The sequence below is a fragment of the Bacteroides sp. K03 genome (assembly GCF_019734355.1).
GTDB lineage: Bacteria > Bacteroidota > Bacteroidia > Bacteroidales > Bacteroidaceae > Bacteroides > Bacteroides nordii.
Map to the genome: position 1 here is coordinate 189,778 of NZ_JAASHC010000001.1, position 22,983 is coordinate 212,760.

Consider the following 22,983-nt stretch of genomic DNA (forward strand, 5'->3'; position numbering starts at 1 on the left):
CTATCTCGTTCCTTTTACACGGGAGACGTACATGCCGTACAGTTCGTCCAGTTTGCCGGAATAGTTTTCTGACAGTTTCGATTTATATTTCTCCATGAGTTTCAGCTCTTCATTCAGTAAGGCTATGTGGTACTCGAATTCCCGGGTTGATACGAAGAATTGTGAGTCGTCCAGACTGAGATACCAGGTCATGTATTCGAGTGCCTTATTGGCCAATGCATCCATGATTTTGTCTGCTTTCTCGGTTTGTCCCAGCTGATAGTAGGCTTCCGCCATTTGTACGGCGCCATTCTGCCAGTCATAAGGTACGTTGTAAGCAGGAATCATCTTCTCGGCATAATCCAAAGCAGCGAGGGCTTTGTCTTTTTGACCTTCCTTCATCAGCTGTTCGATGAGTTGCGCGAAAACACGGCGGTGTGTATAGCACATACGCATCACGTTTTCATCGATATAGATGCCGGGCTTGTCGATACCACCAAATTTAAACTTATTCATCAGGTTGTCGTACATCTTCTCGCTGTCTATGGTTGCCTCCAATTTCTTGGTTTCAAACGGTGTGAAGCGAGAGGCGAGTCCTTCCTGAACGAAATGCTTGTCCATACCTAACTGATTTTCTCTGCCTACGGTAATGGCCATGTACATAGGGCGTTCCCAGTTGGCATTTGCCAACATCTCAAGCATCATCAGTTCACTCTTATAGAGGGCACGTTTCGGGTTTCCATTGTCATCTCTCAGCAGAATATTCATATGATCGGGGATAGAGTCGCCCAAAGCTTCCGGAATCTTCATGCCACTGCGGCGTATCGCTTCTTTATCAATCTTGATGACGATACTGTCTGTCGGGATAACATGCAGGCCCTCTTTGTCTGAACGTATCCAGTATTTAAGGATGTTTTTCAGTTCATACGGATCTTCACCGAATTCATTGTGGATATTTTGCAATGCTTCCGGGTTGCCGCTACTGTCTGCCTGTGCGTAAAGAGCGTCGATTGTCTTTTTAATCTCCGGGCGTATCTGTATGTATTCGTTCGTTCCTTCTACGTATTCAACACGGTCCCAGGTGATTGGCAGTGACGGAGAGTCATAAGCAGGGCGTTTCATCTGGTCAATATACCAGTCTGTTTGCAGATAACTCAGGTTACAGGTGCGGGCATCTGTGCGGAAGCCTTCTGTCTCCTGGTTGTACCACAACGGGAATGTGTCGTTGTCACCATTGGTGAAGATAATCGGATTGCCGCTTTCCTGCAATGACATCAGATAGTTTTGTCCGAAGTCACGGGCTACATAACGTCCTGAACGGTCGTGGTCATCCCAGGTCTGGCCTGCCATCTGAATGGGTACCAGCAGGCAGAGTACAGAGACAAGAATAGCAGCCGGTAATTCTTGCATCTTGGTATAGTCGCGCAGCAGTTTGATGATACCTGCTACACCCATACCGACCCAGATAGCGAATGCGTAGAACGAACCGGCATAAGCATAGTCACGTTCGCGGGGCTGGCTGGGAGTTTGGTTGAGGTAGAGCACAATGGCAATACCCGTCATGAAGAACAGGAAGAATACTACCCAGAATTGTTGTACGCCTTTCTGGCCTCGATATGCCTGCCAGAATAGTCCGATAAGACCCAGCAACAGGGGCAGGCAGTAGAATACATTGTGCCCTTTATTGTCTTTCAGTTCCTGCGGAAGCAAGCTTTGATCGCCTACCAACCAGTTGTCGATGAAAGGAATACCTGTAATCCAGTTACCATGTTCTATTTCGCCGCTGCCCTGGATGTCGTTCTGGCGTCCGGCAAAGTTCCACATAAAGTAACGCCAGTACATGAAGTTGAGCTGGTAGCGGAAGAAGAACTTGATATTTTCCCACTGTGTGGGGATATTGACCATAATTGCGTTGCCACATTCATCGTAGGGCACGTCATATCCTTTGATGTCTACCCAGCCTTTGTACTGCGGAATATGTGCACTACTATACATACGCGGGAAGAGCATGTTCTGTGCATATTGATATTCTACACGTCCCGGTACTTCAACATACGAATCTTTCTCTTCCGGTGACGTTTTTTCTTTGCGGATGTATTTGGTTGTACTGTTTGCCTCTACAGGGATGCAGTATCCGTCTTTCACTTCCAGAGCTACCTTTGAAGAGTAAGCTTGTCCGTAGAATAACGGGCGTGTACCATACTGTTCACGTCCTAAATATTCGCCCAACGTGAAGATATCTTCCGGAGAGTTCTGGTCCATCGGAGTATTGGCAGTAGAACGGATTACGATAAGTGCATACGAAGAGTATCCTACCATAATCATCATTGTACAGAGCAGTGCGGTGTTCATACTGCGGGCCGAAATCTGGTATTTCTTATTGAGGTTTTTAGCAAACAGATAGAGTCCTAATGCGGCGAGTACGATGATACCGATAATAATACTGCTTGCTCCGTGTCCGTAGAACGGGATTCCTAACAAGGCAATAGTCAGCATGAAAGAGATATTCATACGTGCACGGCTGGCTTCGGTATAGCTTTCGTATACTCCCCAGATAATGCTGGCGGCAAGTATGATGATATAAACAATGACGCCGGTATTGAATGGCAAGCCCATGCTGTTGACGAAAAGCAACTCGAACCATCCGCCTACTTTTACTACACCTGGCACGATACCGTAAAGCACGATTCCTACCAGCACCATAGAAGCGAAGAGAGCTAACAGAGAACCTTTTGCGTTGGCATTAGGAACTTTTTTGTAGTAATATACCAGTACGATAGCCGGCAGACAGAGCAGGTTCAGCAAGTGGACACCGATACTTAATCCGGTCAGATAAGCAATAAGAATAATCCAACGGTCACTATGCGGTTCATCGGCTACATCTTCCCACTTCAGAATGAGCCAGAATACAACGGCTGTGAAGAGGGAAGAGTAGGCATAAACCTCCCCTTCTACGGCACTGAACCAGAAAGTGTCACTGAATGTATATACCAATGCACCAACAAGGCCACTACCCATGATGGTAACTAACTGACCGGTGGTAATATTGTTTTCGTCTTTGATAATCAGTTTACGTACCAGATGGGTGATGCTCCAGAAAAGGAACAGGATACAGGCCCCACTCATCAGGGCACTCATGTAATTTACCATTTTGGCTACAGTGGTAGCATCTGAAGCAAACTGTGAGAACAGATTGGCTGTCAGCATGAAGAAAGGGGCGCCGGGCGGGTGGCCGACTTCCAGTTTATAGCCGGTAGTAATGAACTCGGGACAATCCCAGAAACTGGCTGTCGGCTCTATTGTCATGCAATAGACCGTGGCAGCAATAATGAAAGTAAGCCAACCGATTAGGTTGTTTACGGTTTTGTACTGTTTCATTAAGACGATAGATGTTTATTCATTAACATGTTAAGTGGGCGCAAAGATAATGATTTACGTGTACAATAGAAGTAAAAGTAATAATTATTATAAGATTTTAGGAAGGGGACAGGAGGTGAAGTAGTCTCCTGCCTCCTGTAGGACTGTTTTATGCAAAGTTCTGCCTGCGGTCGGGTTTATAATAGTGCTGCTATTTTACGGATATTATTTAGTTTGTCCATGAAACTTGCATTTTGCTTCGCTATTTGCATATTATAGTCAGTTTGCATGTTGACGAGCAACTTTGCATTGATGCCTAAGGCTGCTTCAAATAGCAATGCATACTCAGTTGTAATAGCACGTTTGGCATTCAGAACTTCATTTAATACGGAATAAGACATACCGATTTGCGCAGCAAATTTTCGTTGTGAAATACCACGATATTCAATTTCTTCTTTCAATATATCCCCCGGATGTGTAGCCATACATGGTGTGAGGTTGTTGGCTATCATTTGGGGGGAAACTCCCTTTATTGTAATCATAATGAACTTATTTATAATGGTTTGACAACTCTAATATGTTACACACTGTTATAACAGGCTCACTCTCTTGATGTGTTACAGTAAACTCAATTCTATATTGATTGTTCACTCTTATTGACGAGATTCCTTGCTTGTCACCTGTGAGGATTTCGTAATTCAATGAATTGATACTGAATAGGTCTTCTATTTCATCAGCTTCTTCAAGCGTTTTAATGCGACGTATGTAGTTTTTGATAATTTCGGGTTGAAACCGATGCTTTTTATCAGGGGATATACCCTTTTCGTACAAGTCACGCAAATATTCTTTTTCAAATGTAACGACCATATTAGCTTGTTTGTTATTACAAAGATAGTACTTTTTTAAATTGTTTGCAAATTTGCGAACACTTTCTTGTGCTATTTTATCTTTTATAAAATGATACACCCAGATAGAAGTGATGTCTATTCCATCTGGGTGCAGGCCATTTCTTCATTCAGATGAAGAAAGCATGATTTATCGCTATTTATCAATCATTCCAGGCTATAGAAACTGACTTGTTGCTTGTATAGGTAATCCCCTGAGCATTTTTTGCATACGCACGCACATAATAATATTTAGAACCTGTATCTGGCTTAGGTAGTGCAAGCTTCTCTGCAAATTTTCCAGTGTTAGTCAGATTCATTATTCCCTCATTACTCTCTAAAATAGGATTAGAAAGAGTACTGCTATATACAAATCCATATTCAGTGACTGTAAATCCTCCGGATGAATCCACCGAGCAGGAAGCTGTCACTTCACCATTCGTTTTGGTTAGTGTAAAAGTTCCTAGAACAGGCGTACATTTACTTAAATCCGTATAAACTCTAATTGTTAAGTCGCTATAAATCACATAGCTTCCAGACATTACATACGCTCTAACCAAATAAGAAGAATTCGCTTCTAATCCCAGAATAGTTGTACTAATATTCTTTCCGGAAGGACTGATTTTCTTACGGATCGCCCCATTGGTATCCATTGTCAGCTTGATAGTAGAATTTGTTTTCACATACAGGAATCCAGCCTCCGTCACAGGATAAGCATTATTATTCAAAGTAGTAGTAGCTGATATATAGAAAGAGTTTGTTGTCATATTTGTGATGTCATGACATACTACGGAAGGCAAATCTGTACGGCTTAATGTAGTAAAGCTTTTCGTGTCTCCATAATAAGTACCGGATGAGCATACTATATATGCACGAACCTGATAAATGCTCCCCTCCTGTAATCCTGTAGCTGTAAAAGTTACTGTATTGCCAGAGATAACTCCTTCCTTTTGGGTCCCATACGAAACAGAAGATGGATTGGAAGACTGATAGTATTGGAAACCGGCACTCAGAATCGGATAAGTAGCTGATACTTCTTTTACTGTAGCCGAAAATTTAACAGAACTCATTAATAAGTCGGATGTTGTAACTGCAGAGGCAGTAGGTGCATAATCGGATATCGATTTGGTGGTCACTATCTGGGTTTCTCCATAATAATAAACTCCCTCACACAGGGCATAGGCGCGTATATAATAGCTTCTCTTATCTGCAAGCTTCTCTAAGTGAAGCGTTAATGATTTTCCATTCAATATGCCTGGATGCTTCGTATCATAACTTCCTAGTGAACTGGTCGAATACTGAAATCCTGCTTCTGTGACAGGATGTGTGGCATCATAAGGTATCACCTCAGTGCCCAGATCGACGGTACTATTTGTGAGATTGCTGAATGTTAACTCTGAGAATTCGGGAATATAATTTGTAGTGGTGAATGATTCCGTATTACCATACACAGTGCCTAATTCTGTAGTAACATAGGCGCGGACATAATATTTAGTAGTCTTCTGAAGTCCTGTCAAATCAAGTGTCAGATGCCCTTGGTCAAGTATTCCTTTTACAGAAGTGGCATCATAACCCATGTAGCTGGATGTTGAATACTGAAATCCGCTCTCTTTTACTATATAGGCCTCATCTACAAGCTTTATTGTTGCCGACAGATGTGCACCTTGCGGAGTAATATCGGATACCACAGGAATGGTTGCGGTAGGCTGGCTCTCAGAGGTAGAAGAGGTGCTGACACTTAAATCGCTTGAAGTAGCTTCCCCATAACTGTTTTTTGCATATGCTTTGACAATATAATAGGTCGAAGCTTGCAGACTGGTAATTTCGGCCTCCATTTTATCGTCTTTTATGGAGGCTTTTATGCGTGTAGTAGTAGATGAGGATGATTTTCGATAGTTAAAATAGGCTTCATTAATCTCATCTCCTTTTCCCGGCACTGTCACGTGACAAGACGCTTTTATATAAGTAGGTCCTTTTTTTGTTACGGTTATCCCACTCAGCACAGGGGCATATTCGTCACCAGAAGTACTTAATGTAGCTATTTTCCCATAACAAACTCCGGCTTTGCTCTTGGCATATGCACAAATATAGTAAGTAGTAGAATGTATGAGATTTGTGATTTCAGCTGTTAATTTGCCGCCCTTCACTTTTGCCGATATAGTTGGTGCCTTTCTATTCGCCACGTCTGAATAGTTGTTAGAATAATAAAAGCCGGATTCTATAATTGGATATTCCGGTGCTTTTATCTCAACCGAAGCAGATACCAGAAGCTTGTCTAAATTCTTTTCCGAAGATTCTATATTACCCAGGACGGGCAGAAAAATCTCTGCGGCGGGAGTGGAGAACTCTGTTTTTTCACCATATACGCAAAAACCGTCGGCCACTATATAGGGACGTACATAGTAAGTTTTGTTGTCCTGCAAATTGTCCAGATGAATTTCAAAAGAATTCTTTGTCGTTTCTGCTACTTTATTTCTCTTTTCTCTGGTCAACATCTCCTCTTCTTCATCGTAACTTTTCCAGCACACCCCCACTTCTGTTACCTGAGGCGAACCTTCCAGTATCTCATAGTTTCCTTTAATATTAGCACAATACAATCCTCCTTCGCTATAGGATATCTGTACGTTCGCTTTAAATCCGAAGTTCTCACCGGGATAACAGCCCCCTAATAAAACTACGGAAAGTATTCCGATTACTAATGCTATTCTTTTCATTTTATTTGCTATGATTTATAGTAAAACCGATCCCAATATGTACATCCCCAAAGCGTTTCTCACCTGCCGGCACTGAACTGAAAATGGTAGAATAACCACCTGACAATAAAAGTGCTTTCCATTTAAAAATCGCTCCGGCTTCTGCTTCCAACCCCTTGCAACGTAAGGGACAGAAACTGATTCGATAAGAGGTATAAGTAAATGAACTGTGGTCTGCTGAGTAAATGCGCCCATAATCGCCATATCCGGCTCCTGCATAAAGATAGAGCCATTTAGCCAGACGCACCATCGGTCCGGTAGTGACAGACATACGATGACGGGTTCCTTTTTCTATCGTTTCATACTTTACATCCGATAACTGAAGGTTCCAGTCAACATCGGCTTTTTCTCCTACCTGGCATTTACCATACCATCCGAAAACGCGGCACATGCCAAACATGCCGCCATAAGGAGCCGAGAGAGAGGCGTCGTACATCCAGAACGAATACAGGTCTTTGGGGCGTTTAGTTAATTTATAATGTTTGCGTACAGTTTCCGTAGGAGGTACATATACTTTTTCCGAGTGGCGGTAATACTTGTCTCCTTTGGAGATCAGTATCTCTTTTGTACCAAATACGTCTGCTGACACGGGTGTTGTTCCAATATAGGAAGAATTGATAAATACAGAGGCTCTGGAGGGTGAAGAGGTAATCAGCAGTTTCCCTTCTAACGGATAGTTGAATTCATTCTTTTTACCAGCTATAACGGTGATCACCTCTGTTTTTTCATAAGAATCATATGCTATCTTTACAAGATGTTCGCCCGCTTTCACCTTTTTGTCAAATGTATTGAGACATCTGTCGTCATCTACAATGATGGTAGCCTCCGAAGAAGAGGTAGTAATCAGCAAATGCCCCCACAACTCTTTTTCCAATTCGGCTTGTATCTTATGCAGGCGTCCCTCTTCTACGACAATTTCCTCTTGGTAAGGCTTGTATCCGTCTTTGCTTAGCTGCAAAGTATGTTTTCCGACCAGTACATCCGAGAAAATGTTAGGGGCAGTGCCCCATTTTTTTCCGTCAATGGCTACGGTTACATTTGCCAGACTGCCTACATTTACATCTATTTTTCCATAGATAGGTGTCAACGCTTCCAGATGAATGGTCTGCGGCTTCCCTTTCCGCACGTTAACACTACGAAAAGCAGTACGATATCCGGGCTTGCGACCTTCAACTTTATACAATCCTTCTATCAGTCTGCCTTTCCAGTTACCAGTCGCCCTATTCTCGTCATTGACATAAATAGCTACATCTTGCGCAGCAGCAGCTATCTCAACTTCTGCAAAATTGGCAGAGAGTACGATGGGACAAATGAGTGTATCTCCACCGGTGGGTACGGTAACTAACTGTTCCAATGGCTCAAACATCGGACTCACGGCACGTACGGTCACATTGCCATTGGGTAGGCGACCGGTCAGGATCGGTGCCTTTCCTATCTTATTTCCATTGATATAGATATCGGTAGTTTCTGCTGGTACGGTAGAGATGCGCAAGTATCCGAATGCGGGAGTCAATTTCACATCTGTAGTTACTTTTTCATGTCCGATGGAGATTTCTCCGCCGGTCGATTCATAAAGCGGTGCTTTCACTGTGTATGTATGTCTGCCGTATTGAAGTAATTTCTGCAGAACTCCTTCTTGTAAAAGTTCGGGTGATCCTCCGTCTATTGTTACTTCGGCATCTTTTGGGAAGACGCTCAGTACCCAATACTGTCCTCCTGCATCTTCTTCAACTATCGTACGTACCTTTGCCGTGGTGATTTTTAACTCATACACCGTAGCACGGTCTATGCGTCTGTCAAAATAATAATCACGCAGCAATCCTAATGTGGGGTGTTTGATGGTTATTTTTTGGATTCCTGACGGCACATATACCCAGATTTCTCCGTCTTGTTGCTCGGTAGCCACTACTCCTAACGAACCGACATCAAAACTAAATCCTTTCTCGGGTGTTACTACTTTAATGATGGCAGCTTTCTTCCCGTTTTGGTCATTTTTAGGATGATGTACCTTGGCATCCAGATCATTCTGTAATAGCTTGAATGATTCCACCTGAATTTCCTGCGCACCGGCTTGTAATATTGCCAATAACAGGAGAATTGTCATAAACACACTTTTCATATTTCTATTCATTTTAAGATCAATAATTCGGGCTTTGCACCCTGATAGTCCGGCATACACATTCCAATTCCCGCTCCGATGTAAGTGGGGTCAGTTATATAAAATGTTTTTCCATTATACATGTAGTGACTGCCGGTACCACCACTTTCTAAAGCTACTGCAACGGCAATATGGCCCGGATAGTCCAGTAAGTGGCAATCCAGCCGTAAGAGTTGCCGTACTAAAAAGGAAAAGAAGATGGCACGATCTTCGCAATCGCATTTAGGATAGTAAAGTATTTCTTCAAAAAAGAAGGGCTTTTCACGGTTAAACTGCTCCTGGTCTGTGGCATAAGGAAAAGCATATTGAACAAAATGCAAAAGAGCTTCCAATGCTTCTTTTTGTCCTTTCCTTTCCAGTTGCTTGCGAAGTTCGGTCAACACTTGCTGACGACAGGCTGTATCCAGCACTGGCATGGCATAAGTAATATTGTTCATTTGCGGCAATTCGTCCAACAGCTTTATCAGGTTGCGATTTACTGTTCCTGTAATAGAAAGCCGGCCGTCACTCCACGCAAAGTTTTTCGCATCCATCGGTAACCGGATGTCATTGGGGAGAAAGGTGCTGAGAGGTTTCAGGTCATTGTCGTCGTCTGGCAACTCATACGAAGATATGCTGCTTGTGTAGGAAACTTTATGTTCTGAGAACAGATAGTAGTTCATCCCTCTTTCACGAATGAAGGTACGTGCGTATATCTGCTCCGAAAAAGGCAACAATAGTACGGGTATCCCATCACAAGTTCCCATACGGGCATCAAAACCGCTGTATACCATCAGAAAGAGCATCTGCACAAAACGTGCAGACTCATTGTCGGGTATTGTGGTTGAAGTGTATTCTTTCACAAGTAGATAGTACATATAGTCGTTCCATCTGTTTTGCTGTTTGTAAAGAAGCATGGAATGTGCCACCTGATCCATTCTGTTCTCTTTTAATTGGCGCCAGAAGCCTGCTATCTCTTTATTTCCTGTGAGTGGAATAGAGGGTACCGTCTTTTTATCCGGTAAAGTGAGCTGTAATCCATAAAAGTTAACTGTCACTTGCTTTTCTGCCAAAGTGGGAGGAGGGATAGAAGGTAAGATAGGGGCTGGCTTTACAACGGGCTTTGCTGGTGAATACACTTCGGGAGCATCTACTCTGATTTCTTTTCCTTCCGGAGTGATTGTTGTTTCATCCGTAGCCGCAGGTATTGTTGACGGCTTAGGGGTTGGATCTGCTTTTTGGCCGGCAAATCTCTTGTATTCTTTCCATGTGCCTTCAAGAAACTGGTCGTAGTCCGACAAAATAGAATGTCTGAAGTCTTGATATTCGTTCATCATCTGGCTACGGAACTGACCGTATTTTTGTTGGCTCTCTTGTGCATGGGGCATTGGAGTGCATGCTGCCAATAGAATAGCAAATGTTAGTGTGTTTCTTTTCATTTTCTTATTCGGGTTAAAAATGTCCCGGGCCTATTACTCCAAAGTCTGGATCGCGTTCCGGTTGCCAGGTTCTCACATGGATGATCGGCTCTTCGGGCTTGTTCAAATCAACCATCAGGAAGAGGTATCCGGTGTCACCATAGTATGTGGAGAAATAGTCTTGCTTAATCTGAATGCCATATAATTCACCGCTTTTCCCCATTTTTGTCAGCTCATTATCGGCAAAGCGAAGGTTGATAAACTCATTCCGCTGAAAGGTCTGTTTCAGACGCTTCATGTAGTTCGTCTTGTTCTGCCGGGTGAACTCTACATATTTATTATTGCCCATCATCTCTTCTTTGCCCAGAGCGGCGCGTTTCATTACGCGTCCGGTAATAATAAGTGCATCGTCGCTGAAGATGCTATTAATATAGTCCCATCGTTTTAAAGCATAAGCCGTTTTATAGTTTTCCAGAAAGTTAATAAGCACCATCTTTGATGCATTGTCCCAGGAGTCTTTTCTTAAAATGTCATCCGTAGCCTGCTTGTCCAGCCCGAAGGTGATATTGGTGATTTTGTGCTGCGGATTGAAAGTAAACGTGACGTTCTCTACGAATTTTCGGGCATTATTAGCAAAGGAAAAGCTCATCATCAGATTGCGGCAATATACTTCTTTATCTGTAGGGAAGTAGGCTAATTGCGGAGTTCCTACTAATCTGGCTTGTCCATACTTTATCAGCTTTTCAAAGATTCCGTAGCCTTCTGCTGTAAAATAATCTTTTACGGTGGCATAGCTTTTGGCAAGAATCGCTTTACTGACTTTGCTTACAATATCTCTGTAGATTCCGGTACTACTATTGTCCATGCTCAGAGTAGCACTTGCATGTGTCTCTTTTTTAGTCATGTGTTGTGAATGATTCGGTTCTTCCTGTGCATTCGGTGTCATCTGGTGGTTACCCATATTGACAGAAGCATAGGCTTTGCGAAATACTTCTCCTTTCACAGCTTTCAGCACTTCACCGATTTCGCTGTCTATCAAAGCTTCTCCGTAGCACTCGTACTCAAACTTCACCTGAATATTATCCGGCGATTGTGGACGGAGTTCTATGATCCCCACACCGTCCCGGGCACTATAGACATTGCTCCAGTCTATTCCGTCAAAGAAGGTGTACTCTACGCTCCGTACCGGTTGCCCTTTATATGAAAAATAAAGTTCGGCCACATTCTGGTCTGAATCATTCCGCTTTCTGTATTCTACCGAAAGCGCTCCCAGAATCTGATTGATGCGGTAGGGTAGCCAGGTAGCCAACAATTGTTCGTCCGAATCTGCATCCACATATTTTACTTCGTTGGGATAGCGCATACTTTTCAATAATACGTAGCTCCAATAATAGTAACGCAATGCATCATCCACTTGATTCTTTTCGTCGGCAGCCTCGGCAATACCTGCCAGTTCTATGATTTTATTTTTTCTGCCTTCAAAGATACGGTTAATTTCACTTTTGCGAATATAGCGGAAGACGTGTGCATCGGGCTCGTTTTTGAGCACAATGCGCTCTGTGTTGGTCAATGTAGATTGAGAATAGGTGTTGATCACTGAATGATAGTCTGTTTCTGAAATGAAGGAGGTTCCTTGTGTACCTTCATGCTCTACAGTAGAGAAGTCACTTTGAACATTGACCGATATTTTGCTTGTCAGCTCTGACAGTGCAGCATTATCAGCCAGTTTCAGTGTTTCTCCCCATCCTTCTCCATAGAGAAAGTGCTCTCTATCGGCTTTTATTTGTTCTATGTTCTGGGCCATAACCATTGGGATGGATATAGCCCAAAATAGAATTATGAGAGTTTGTTTGCGATTCATTGATTTAAGACTATGCAAAGATTATTCCACGGGAAATCCTTCGTTAATAAAGTCTGAAACTTCGGTAGCATACTTCTGGGCAGCTTCCGATTCTTTTTTTGCATTTTCCCAGGCGCGCACACGTGCTTTAGTGGCGGCATCTTCATTCACAATATAATAGGTTTGCAACTCTTTCTGCCCATCTTTGCCTGTGCGTGAAATGGTGTAGCTTTCTTGTATTTCTCCTTTTATTTCTTTTTCTACCAGGCGCTCATAAGCGGCATACATTTTGTCGAATTCCGCACTGCTGTCTGTGCCGGATTGGTCTGTTGCCAGGTCGGTAACAACCCGGCCCTTCAAGTGTGAACCTGCTAAAGATGCATAATAAGCTGCTGCATTGTTCAGTGCAGCCTGCCGGCACACGTTGATAGAACGGCAATTGGAGACTGCTCCTACCAGTTCATGGCTGTTGGCATCCGTTAGTTTTTCATAATGTAGCAAAAGAGCTACGTCCAGACTTCGGGAAGAGGCCGTTATCTTCCAGCCTTCATTCTTATACTCTTTCATCTTCGATTTGTACTCTTTCTTCAAAGCCTTGTTTAATACTTTGTTCTGTGCAAATCCAGTTGTAAAAACTGCAAATACCAACAAGAGGAATGTGATCTTTTTCATTGTTTTTTTTCATTTTCTGCCTGTTGCCGCTCCTACAACAAGTTTAAATATTTAAGGAAACGTGGAACTGTATACTAACTGATCTATTGGAACTGGAGATATAAGTAACTGAATATGTAATGTATGTGACGTGGTACGAAAAGTTGAAATAGGATATCTTTATTCAATTATAATATACATCTGTCTTATTAGCAGTAATTTAGCATAACGTTTCTGTTAATTGTTTGTTTATGAATACAAATCGTTACATGAAGGAATCATGTAACGTGGACAAAGGTATGAATAATTTTATATTTATATCTTCTTTGTGTCGTATTTCTGTACAAAGTTTTATTTGTGAACGTAAACTTTGTATGCAGTATGGTCAACCAGTATGATGCAAGGACCCTCGGGCAGATGGTTTATGTGGGTAACTGCCTCGGCTGTCTTTGTGCTAAAGAGTGTATAACCTTGGAGGGAGATGGCTTTTACCGTTGAGCTGACAGGGGGCTGAATGAATACGGAGTGTATTACAAGATTAGCAGATGTCTGATTATAAAATCCGGTGGCTGCTGTGTTTTTATTTACTCCGGTGGAGCGTACGGTAATCGATACCCCCCCCTCTCGTAGAGTAACGTATGAAGCTTCGGTGTGTAACGCTGTTTTACATGTACATGTAACGCAGTGAAACATGTACATGTAAAACAATGCTGCACACCGAGGAAAAGAATGTTCCTTTCTGAGAAAGACAAAGTACAATACCGGACAAGGGTAACGATGCCGTCTATGGGCACTTTCGTCACCGAAAAGATAGAGCCATAATCTTCGTTACTGATCTGATTTGAATCAAACTGTATTCTACTTTTATGGCATACGAGATAAAACAGATCGGACAGATGATAACGGATCTTTTTATTTTATTTATTGGTAATCAAGAAGTAAGAAAATCTGATCTGTCATCATCCGTTTTACCAGTTTCATCCGTGTGCCTATAGAAAACACAAAGCTATTTAGCTTCTTCTACATGCTAATGAACGAATGTGAGCAGGGTTCTTCGGGCTTTTTTTAATCATGATGATGGTGATGTTCCCCCAATATGCGATGAGGCAACGTTCCGTGACCCAATAATTCGATAGGGCAATTGAAATTACGTTCCAGCCACTCTGTTGTGACACCTGTGTCTGGATGATAATCCAGCGTTTCGTTGACGCAGGCGATAGACTTTACCTGCTGTAATACCGTACCAATGTCATGGCTGACAAGGATAATGGAGCATTCCTTGTTTATCTCTGCCAGAAGCTCATAAAGACGGGCTTCAAAACGTTTGTCGATATAAGTACTTGGTTCGTCGAGAATGAGAACGGATGGATCGCTGACAATGGCACGTCCTAACAGGGCACGTTGCAATTGTCCGCCACTGAGTTGTCCGATGGCACGTTTCTCCAGACCTTCCAGTCCCATACGGGCGATGACAGCATGAACTTTTTCGTGCTGCCGGGTTGTAAACTTGCTGATAAGCGATTTTTTAGAACTCAGTCCGGAGAGTATTACTTCTTCTACAGAGATGGGAAATTTGCGGTCTATTGTGTTGTATTGAGGCAAATAACCCATAAAAAACTGGGAGTTGAGTGCCGGGAGTTGTGAGTGATCTGCTCCATAATAAGTGATTTTTCCGGCTGTAGGTTTCAGCAATCCCAAAATACATCTGATAAGGGTTGTCTTTCCACCTCCATTCGGTCCGATAATTCCTAAGAAGTCACGTTCATATACAGTGAGATTAACGTCGTGCAATACTGTACGACCATCATATCCGGCGGAGAGTCCACGAACTTCTATAATCGGTTGTGCCATATTGGGAGAATCTTATTTCTTGTTATGATCCGTTAGTGCCTGAGCAACAGCCTGCATTTCGGTTTCCCAGTCATAACTCAGCGGGTTGATAGGGACGATGTCAGTACCGGTTTCCCTGGCAATAATTTCTGCATTGCGGCGGTCAAATTCCGGTTGTATGAAAATGATACGGACATCTTCCTGGCGACAAAGGTCTACCAGATCCTTCAAATGAGCAGGTGAAGGTTCTTTTCCGCCTTCTTCAATGCTAATCTGTTGCAAACCGTAGTCACGGGCAAAATAGGAGAGAGCCGGATGGTAAATCATAAAACTTTGGGCTGTACCAGGCTGTTGCAGGGTTTTCCTGATGATGCTATCGGTGTGCATAATGCGTTGGCAAAGGCTGTCATAGCGGTTCAGATAATAAGCCTCATTCTCTTTGTCAAGCTGGCAGAGAGCCTTGTAGGTGTTACGGGCAATGATCAGTGCATTATTGGTTGAGTTCCAGATGTGCGGTTCTACTCCACCGGCATGCTGGTGATCGCCATGGTCGTGTGCCTCTCCGAGGATAAGATCAATATCTTTGGAAGTATCGAAGATCTGTATATGCGGAGTATTGTTTATCAGGCGGTCCATCCATACTTGTTCAAAACCGATATAACCGATACGTAGATATGCTTTACTGTCTCCCAGCGAAACGAGTTGCTGGGGGGTAGGATCGTAGGTTTCAGGACTACTGCCTTTGGGTACGATACTGATAATATCGAATTTATCTCCGGCAATAGCCTCGGTAAAATAGCGTTGAGGCTCTATGGTGACGGTGATGACGGGTTTCCCATTATCTTGATTCTTCCCGGACTTACCCATGTTGCAGGAAGCCAGAAGAACGATTATCAGAAGAAGAGGTATATGTTTCATATGTTCTTTGGGTTTAGTATATTTTCCCTCCGGCAGTTTTATTTTCTTGCTCTCAGTATTTCCCGTTTTCCTCCCGGAGGGCCGGGGAGACGTTCTACTGTAAATCCTGCTGTCTGGAGCATCCGGCGTACTACTCCTTTGGCACAGTAGGTGGTGAGTATGCCTTTCTCGCTTAATCTAACGTGTAGCCGGTCGAATAGTTCTTGTGACCACATCTCCGGTTGCTTTTCGGGAGCAAAAGCATCGAAGTAAATAATGTCAAACGAGCAATCCGTAGTAAACGTTGTAAAGTCAGCTTGTACTTTTCTTAACGTAAAATAGGGGGTTATTATTGCATCCTCTTCCCAGGGAATAATATGTAGCGTTTTGAATAACGGATTGTCACTATAGCCCAGTGGTTCTATCATTTCCCAGGAGAGGGGATAGAGCTCAATTCCGGTGTAATGTACTTTTCTTTGAGTCGCTTCTGCAGTTTCGAGTGTCAGCAGAGCATTCAAACCTGTTCCGAAACCTATTTCGAGGATATGCGGTTCGGTCACTTCAGAGGCACTCAGGCCCATATCAATAAAGATATGTTGGGATTCTGTACGTGCACCTTTCACGGAATGATAGTGCTCGTTCAATTCCGGAACGAAAAGAGTAGCACTCCCGTCGGCTGTTTGTTCGATAACCCGTTTCATGATTATAAAACGAAATTGATAATGCCTTTCAATGCAAGCAACATGAGAATATAGCGTATCAGTTTACCGGCAAACATAGAAATCGTCGTAAGCCATACATTGCTGCGCATGAACCCCAGTGCAATGGCAATCACCTCCCCTACAAACGGAAGGAAAGCAAAAAATGCCATAAGTGCCCCTTTGCCTTGCAGAAATGCCTCCATACGGTCTACTTTCTCCTTTTTTACTTTAAAGTATTTCTCTATCCAGTCTACCTTGCCGAGATGTCCCATATAATAGCAGGTCATACCACCCAAAGTATTTCCCAATGCAGCAGCGAGCACACAGGCGACCGGGTTTAACCCTACTTCTACTAATGCTACCAACACCAGTTCGGAACTGAACGGGACAATGCTTCCTGCCAGTAAGGCAGAAAGAAACAAACCAGGAATACCCCAGTCGATAAGTAGCTGTATCACTGAGTTTATAAAAGCGTCCATACGTTGAAGCAGAATAAGAGGATTAATCCGATGGTGGAACCGATAAAGAATACGTTAGAAGTCTTGCTGCTGGTCAATACAAAAAGATGTCCTACGAGAATGCTGACACCGGTCAGAAGGAGTGACAACAGATCCATACAGTGTATGGGTTGCAGGAAAATGAACAGGAAGATACAGAAGTTCAGGAATATCAGGAAATGCAGATAGGAACGCGTTCGTATTTTATCTTCATATCCGCTAATAATACAATGGGCAGCACTGACAATGAAGAGGATAAACAGATAAATCAATGTAACAAGTTCCCAAAGCTGTAGATTCTTACCCAATTCTATCGGTTGGAAATGAACCAATTCGATAAATGGTTGGTAGAATAATTCCATCTGTCCGTAAAAGAAGGCATGCCCCAATAAGAACCAGTAGGGAAGACTTATTCCGATAATAGCTCCGCAGAAGCTGCGTATTGTGAGTGACTGAAACGAATAAGCTCCTATCAGCCAAAGGGGGATGAAGTAGAGTAATTGTGGAAATAATAAACTTCCTGCACCGATGAAGGCGAAGGAATGGAATATATAACTCACCGGGTAAGGCTGCTGGTAGCTCTTGAATAGGAAAAACAATGAGATAAGAAAAGCTACGGCAGCTATATCGCCTGCATACAGCAAATGCATACCTGGACAGATGGTAACTAAAAGAAAGTAAAGCGAGGTCTGCACCGAGGCGCGCATGCGGATAATAGTGAATGTGTTGTTTAGCTCAATCAAGAAATAACCGATAGAGGCGTATAGCATGAAGCTGATAATTCTGTTTGCCCAGGAAGGCAGGCAGGAAGTACAAATAGATTGCCACAAAGCGTATCCCGTCTCTTTTGCTGAACTCATGTCGGGCAAAAGAAAGGAAGTACTTATCCAGCAGATGGTGCAGATAAGAATGACAACAGGCAATGTAAACCGTCCTGCTGTCACCCGACCTTGTAGTCTATTATTTCTCATTATAGGGTTATAAAGTTATGATGTTATAGGGTTATAACCTTTCCTCACTACAGATCAAAACCAATATCTCTTCGAAGATTCTTCTTTTCGAACTGTACCATTTCAGCCACTTTATAGCTTTTTGCCAGTGCTTCTTCTTTAGTACTTCCATACGAACTAATAGCAATGACACGTCCGCCGCTGGTTACTACTTGTCCGTCTTTCAGGGTAGTACCTGCATGGAATAGGATACTGTCTGTAGCAGCAGCCTGATCGAAGCCGGTGATAGGAAATCCTTTTTCGTAAGCTTCCGGATAACCGCCGCTTACCAACATTACACAAGCAGCCGTACGTGGGTCTATTTCCAGTGTTTTTGTGTCGAGGTTCTTCTCTGCTACACCTTCAAAGAGATCTACGAGGTCACTCTTGACACGTAGCATAACGCTTTCTGTCTCAGGATCGCCCATACGAACATTATATTCAATAACCATTGGTTCTCCTTTTACTTTTATCAACCCCAGGAAGATGAAGCCTTTGTAAAGAATGCCTTCTTCTTTCAAACCATTTACAGTAGGTTCGATAATACGCGTACGTACTTTTTCCATGAATTCATCATTGGCGAATGGAACAGGCGTAACGCTTCCCATACCACCGGTATTAAGTCCCTTGTCACCTTCGCCGATACGTTTGTAGTCTTTGGCTACAGGGAGTATTTTGTAATGTTCGCTATCTGTCAGCACAAATACACTACATTCAATACCACTGAGGAATTCTTCAATGACTACCGTTGCCGAAGCATCGCCAAACATGCCGCTAAGCATCTCTTTCAGCTCCTTTTTAGCTTCATCTAAAGTAGGGAGGATCAGAACGCCTTTTCCGGCACAAAGTCCGTCAGCTTTCAGAACATAGGGAGCTTCCAGTGTTTCGAGGAAAGCAAAACCTTCTTCCAGTGTGTCGGCTGTGATACTTTTATAGCGTGCGGTAGGGATATTATGACGTTGCATAAACTCTTTGGCAAACTCTTTACTACCTTCCAGGCGTGCTCCTTCGCGGGTAGGCCCGATGATGGCAATGTGCTGTGTCTCAGGATTTCCCTGAAAGTAGTCGTAAATACCTTCAACCAGCGGGTCTTCGGGACCAACTACAATCATACTGATATTTTCCTTAAGAACGAATGCTTTTAATGCATTAAAATCGGTAGCTTTGATGTTCACGTTTTCGCCTACAGAAGAGGTGCCGGCATTACCGGGGGCGATGTATAGCTTTTCTACTTTGGGACTTTGAGCTATTTTCCACGCCAGAGCGTGTTCACGGCCGCCCGAACCTAAGAGTAACAGTTTCATATCAATAATTGGTTAATGGGCCAATATGCCAATATGCCAATGTTGGCATCGGATATGTAGCGCTTGTTATTATTATTATTATTCTCTCGTTTCTTTTTCAATCGGCTATTGCCCATTGTTACAGGTTATCTTCAAAATAACGGGTTATCTTTTCGTGCAGATGTATGCGGTCACGTCCCATTACATTGTGCTTATGTCCGGGATAAATGAAAAGATCCGGATACGTACGGGCATCTATGCATGCCTTCATAAAAGATAATGTATGCTGAGGCACGCAAGTATCATCATGATCGTCATGGATAATGAGTAAATGTCCCTTCAGATTGCCGGCGAGATTTTTCAGATTGCATTGTTCATATCCTTCCGGGTTACTTTGTGGAGTGTCCATATAACGCTCTCCGTACATTATCTCATAATATGCCCAGTCTATCACCGGGCCACCTGCCACACCTACTTTGAAGATTTCCGGATAGCGAAGCAACAAAGCGGTAGTCATATGACCTCCAAAACTCCAACCATGCACACCGATACGATTGCCGTCTACATAAGGAAGGCTTTGTAAATATTCGACTCCTTTTACCTGATCTTTTCCTTCTTCAATACCTAAATGACGGAAAGTTACATTCTCAAACTCTAATCCGCGATTGGAACTGCCGCGATTGTCAATAGTGAACATGATGTACCCTTTGTTTGCCATATAGATATCCCAGCCGCGGGCGCCATTCTGCCAGCCTCCGGTTACCATCTGTGCATGCGGACCTCCGTATACATATACAATGGCAGGATACTTTTTATTCGGATCCATATCAGCAGGTTTGATAAGGCGGTAATAGATATCGGTTACACCGTCTGCGGCTTTGATTGTACCGGTTTCGATAATCGGCATTTTGAAGCCAAGGAATGGATTGGAAGCAGTAAGCAGGTTAACGCTTTTGCCTGTCTGAGTATCAATGATATCAATCTTTCTGGGTAGGGTAGGGGTTGAATAATTGTCAATCACATAGCGTCCCGACTTACTTGCAATAGCATTGTGTACACCTTCAGTGGTAGTATGCATACTGAAAGGTAAACTCCTTTTTCCTGTTTTTATATTCACAGAAAAGTTATTTCGTCCTGTAGCGTCGTTGGCACTAAAAAGAACTTCTTTCTTTTTTTCGTTGAATCCCAGTATATCACTGACCAACCATTTACCTTCTGTCAGTTGCTTGATTTGTTTGCCTGTGGTGTCATACAGATACAGGTGGTTGAAACCGTCACGTTGGCTTTGATAAATGAATTTTGTAGCATCCCAGGGGAGAAAAACAATGGGTTGTTGAGGCTCTACATATTTGGGATGTGTTTCTTCGAAAAGTGTTGCCATCAGCTCACCTGTTTCTGCGTTGTACTGGCAGAGTTTAGCCTGATTTTGATCCCGGTTCAATTCTATAAGGTAGAGACTTTTCTCATCCGGTGCCCAGCTGATATTGGTAAAATAGCGGTCAGTCGGGTCTCCGGCTTTCAGGTAAAGTGTTTTTCCGTTGGAAGGATTATGAATACCTATTGTTACCAAATGGCTGGTCATACCTGCCATCGGATAACGAATGTTGTTCACTTCTGCTATACGTTGAGTGATATCTACCAGTGGATACTTTGTAACCATGCTTTCATCCATGCGATAAAATGCCAGCAAGTTGCCTTTCGGACTCCAGAAAGTGCCTTTGCTGATGCCAAACTCATTACGATGTACAGACTGCCCGCAGACAACACCTTCGGATTCATCGGTTATTGCATTTTCGTTTATATACAGATTGTTGCCTACTGTATAAGCGACATTTCCGGTGGTAGTGCAGTAATCCTGATTGGCAGCCTCTTTTTTCAGAGCTGTTGTGGAAACTATTTGGTTGCTTTTGAAGTCGTAAACAATATATTTACCGGGTAGCTTAATCAGCATTTGCTCTTTGTCAGACCAGGGAAAGCTGACAGAGTGGAAGTGTTGTATTTTTCCGGACTGGTTTTCTTCCAATACTTTGTTTACAATCTCCCGTGTAGTGATAATCTTTGCTTTTCCCGTCTTTGGATTAATAACAAACAGGGTATCTATGTCTGGTTTTATACATTCATCACCCCACCATTGTAGCCCATAAAGGTTTTCTGCATAACGATATGTTTCACCACCTGGAATTAGATCTTCCAGCGTAGGAGTTTTTAATTCTTGTGCCATAACGTTCGTGATAAATAGAGCTTGAAGCAACCCTATTAATAATAGATAGCCTCTTTTATTCATTATCTTCTTGTTTTTTATCTTTATTCTTGAACCAATCCAGCATTACTTTCTGACTTCTGATTTCGTATATCTTAGTTTCTATGATAACAAGTTCATCTATTATTCCTTCTTATCACCTCTCGGTTCCCAGTTCTTCTTAAACTCCTTTGGCTTTCTGTCTCCGTTGAAGTTTCGTCCTTCTCTCGGTTTTCTGTCTCTGTCACTTGAAAAGCTACGTCCGCCCTCTTCACGGCGAAGTTTAAATTCTCTTTTTTCTTTGGGAGCACCTTCTTTATTTTCTTCTTCGCCTTCCTGGCCTTTGAACTCTTTGTACTTTCCGTCGAATATCTGATATTTGCGGAACTCACATTCCAATGCTCCGTTGAATAATGGCGTTTTTTGACTGGGTTTCAGGCCGATCTGGTCGAAGCATTCCTCACGATAGGAGAGTACCCAGGCATCATTTCCAACGAAAGCGTGCTTCAGACGTTCGCCAATCATGCTGTATAATCCTAAAAGATCATTGGTAGAAATACGTTCACCGTAAGGAGGGTTGGTGATGATGATAGATTTTTCTGCCGGTTGCTCAAATTGCTGGAAGGGTTGTAACTTCAGAATGATATCTTTAGAAACCCCTGCTGCCTTCACATTGTGTGTGGCTATTTCGTTTGCCTTAGGGTTATTATCATAGCCATATATTTTGTGTGTGAATTCACGTTCCTGGCTATCGTCATTATATAGATTATCAAACATATCCTGATCAAAATCCACCCATTTTTCAAATGCGAACTCCTTACGGAATACTCCCGGAGCAATGTTACGGGCAATCAATGCAGCTTCTACAGGGATGGTACCTGAACCGCACATCGGGTCAATAAGGTCACATTCTCCTCTCCATCCCGTCATCAGAATCATTCCGGCAGCAAGAACTTCATTGAGTGGTGCTTCTACAGCTTCCTGACGATAGCCGCGGCGGTGAAGTGATTCACCGGAGGAATCTAGTGAAAGGGTACAGGTGGTTTGCGCAATATGAATGTTCAGTAATACATCCGGTCTATTAATGCGAACGGACGGACGTTTACCATTCAACTCACGGAAATAGTCGACAATGGCATCTTTAACTTTGTAAGAAACGAACTTAGAATGACGGAATTCATCACTAAATACGACGGCATCTACAGCGAATGTTTTGTTTACATCGAGTATTTCCTCCCAGGCAATGGCTTTGATCTGATCATAAACCTCGTCAGCATCTTTGGCCTTGAAATGTTTGATTGGTTTCAGAATGCGGATGGCAGTACGCAGGCAGAAGTTTGCTTTATACATCATTTCCTTGTCTCCGGAGAATGAAACCATTCGCCGGCCTATTTGTACGTCGTTTGCTCCCAGCACTGTCAGTTCTTCGGCCAGTACTTCTTCCAGTCCTTGGAAGGTTTTGGCAATCATTTCAAATTGTTCGCTCATAATGAATAATGTGCCAATATGCCAATGTGGTGATATGCCA

16 protein-coding genes are annotated in these 22,983 nt (G+C 42.9%); all 16 read right to left on the bottom strand.

What is annotated here, in order from left to right; translation table 11 throughout:
- The 16 genes from HCG69_RS00690 to HCG69_RS00765 all read right to left on the bottom strand — a co-directional run bounded on the left by HCG69_RS00690 (position 1) and on the right by HCG69_RS00765 (position 22,943).
- Entirely contained in the window at positions 1-3,357 is a 3,357-nt protein-coding gene (locus HCG69_RS00690) for a DUF2723 domain-containing protein (protein ID WP_221648418.1), read from the bottom strand.
- Positions 3,358-3,533: 176 nt separating this feature from the next.
- Positions 3,534-3,878, bottom strand: a complete 345-nt coding sequence (locus HCG69_RS00695; RefSeq protein WP_221648419.1) for a HigA family addiction module antitoxin — start codon at positions 3,876-3,878, stop codon at positions 3,534-3,536.
- A 7-nt stretch (positions 3,879-3,885) separates the two neighbouring features.
- Complete coding sequence (locus HCG69_RS00700) at positions 3,886-4,203, bottom strand: type II toxin-antitoxin system RelE/ParE family toxin (protein ID WP_002558569.1); 318 nt, start codon at positions 4,201-4,203, stop codon at positions 3,886-3,888.
- A 181-nt stretch (positions 4,204-4,384) separates the two neighbouring features.
- Positions 4,385-6,934, bottom strand: a complete 2,550-nt coding sequence (locus HCG69_RS00705) for a hypothetical protein (RefSeq protein WP_221648420.1) — start codon at positions 6,932-6,934, stop codon at positions 4,385-4,387.
- A 1-nt stretch (position 6,935) separates the two neighbouring features.
- Positions 6,936-9,092 (bottom strand): PEGA domain-containing protein, encoded by a 2,157-nt coding sequence (locus HCG69_RS00710; protein WP_221648421.1) that lies wholly within the window; start codon positions 9,090-9,092, stop codon positions 6,936-6,938.
- A gap of 8 nt (positions 9,093-9,100) precedes the next feature.
- Complete coding sequence (locus tag HCG69_RS00715) at positions 9,101-10,549, bottom strand: hypothetical protein (RefSeq protein WP_221648422.1); 1,449 nt, start codon at positions 10,547-10,549, stop codon at positions 9,101-9,103.
- 13 nt (positions 10,550-10,562) lie between these two features.
- On the bottom strand, positions 10,563-12,332 hold the full coding sequence (locus tag HCG69_RS00720) for an LPP20 family lipoprotein (RefSeq protein WP_221648423.1): 1,770 nt from the start codon (positions 12,330-12,332) through the stop codon (positions 10,563-10,565).
- A gap of 78 nt (positions 12,333-12,410) precedes the next feature.
- Positions 12,411-13,040, bottom strand: coding sequence for a hypothetical protein (locus HCG69_RS00725; protein WP_221648424.1), 630 nt, complete (start codon positions 13,038-13,040; stop codon positions 12,411-12,413).
- A gap of 1,044 nt (positions 13,041-14,084) precedes the next feature.
- Positions 14,085-14,870 (bottom strand): metal ABC transporter ATP-binding protein, encoded by a 786-nt coding sequence (locus tag HCG69_RS00730; protein WP_221648425.1) that lies wholly within the window; start codon positions 14,868-14,870, stop codon positions 14,085-14,087.
- A gap of 12 nt (positions 14,871-14,882) precedes the next feature.
- Positions 14,883-15,767 (bottom strand): metal ABC transporter solute-binding protein, Zn/Mn family, encoded by an 885-nt coding sequence (locus HCG69_RS00735; RefSeq protein ID WP_221648426.1) that lies wholly within the window; start codon positions 15,765-15,767, stop codon positions 14,883-14,885.
- Positions 15,768-15,805: 38 nt separating this feature from the next.
- Positions 15,806-16,447 carry a tRNA (5-methylaminomethyl-2-thiouridine)(34)-methyltransferase MnmD gene (gene mnmD / locus HCG69_RS00740; protein WP_221648427.1) on the bottom strand — a complete coding sequence of 214 codons (642 nt, stop codon included), beginning with the start codon at positions 16,445-16,447 and terminating at the stop codon, positions 15,806-15,808.
- Between the two features lie 2 nt (positions 16,448-16,449).
- Positions 16,450-16,926: a YqaA family protein gene (locus tag HCG69_RS00745; protein ID WP_221648428.1), complete on the bottom strand. Its 477-nt coding sequence runs from the start codon at positions 16,924-16,926 to the stop codon at positions 16,450-16,452.
- A complete protein-coding gene (locus HCG69_RS00750) occupies positions 16,911-17,915 on the bottom strand; it encodes a hypothetical protein (protein ID WP_221648429.1) in 1,005 nt (334 codons plus the stop codon). The genes HCG69_RS00745 and HCG69_RS00750 overlap by 16 nt, the downstream gene beginning before the upstream one ends.
- Positions 17,916-17,962: 47 nt before the next feature.
- Positions 17,963-19,237, bottom strand: coding sequence for a phosphoribosylamine--glycine ligase (gene purD, locus HCG69_RS00755; RefSeq protein WP_221648430.1), 1,275 nt, complete (start codon positions 19,235-19,237; stop codon positions 17,963-17,965).
- Positions 19,238-19,355: 118 nt separating this feature from the next.
- Positions 19,356-21,500: a S9 family peptidase gene (locus tag HCG69_RS00760; RefSeq protein ID WP_221648431.1), complete on the bottom strand. Its 2,145-nt coding sequence runs from the start codon at positions 21,498-21,500 to the stop codon at positions 19,356-19,358.
- Positions 21,501-21,599: 99 nt separating this feature from the next.
- A complete protein-coding gene (locus tag HCG69_RS00765; protein WP_221648432.1) occupies positions 21,600-22,943 on the bottom strand; it encodes a class I SAM-dependent RNA methyltransferase in 1,344 nt (447 codons plus the stop codon).
- Positions 22,944-22,983 lie beyond the last annotated feature (40 nt).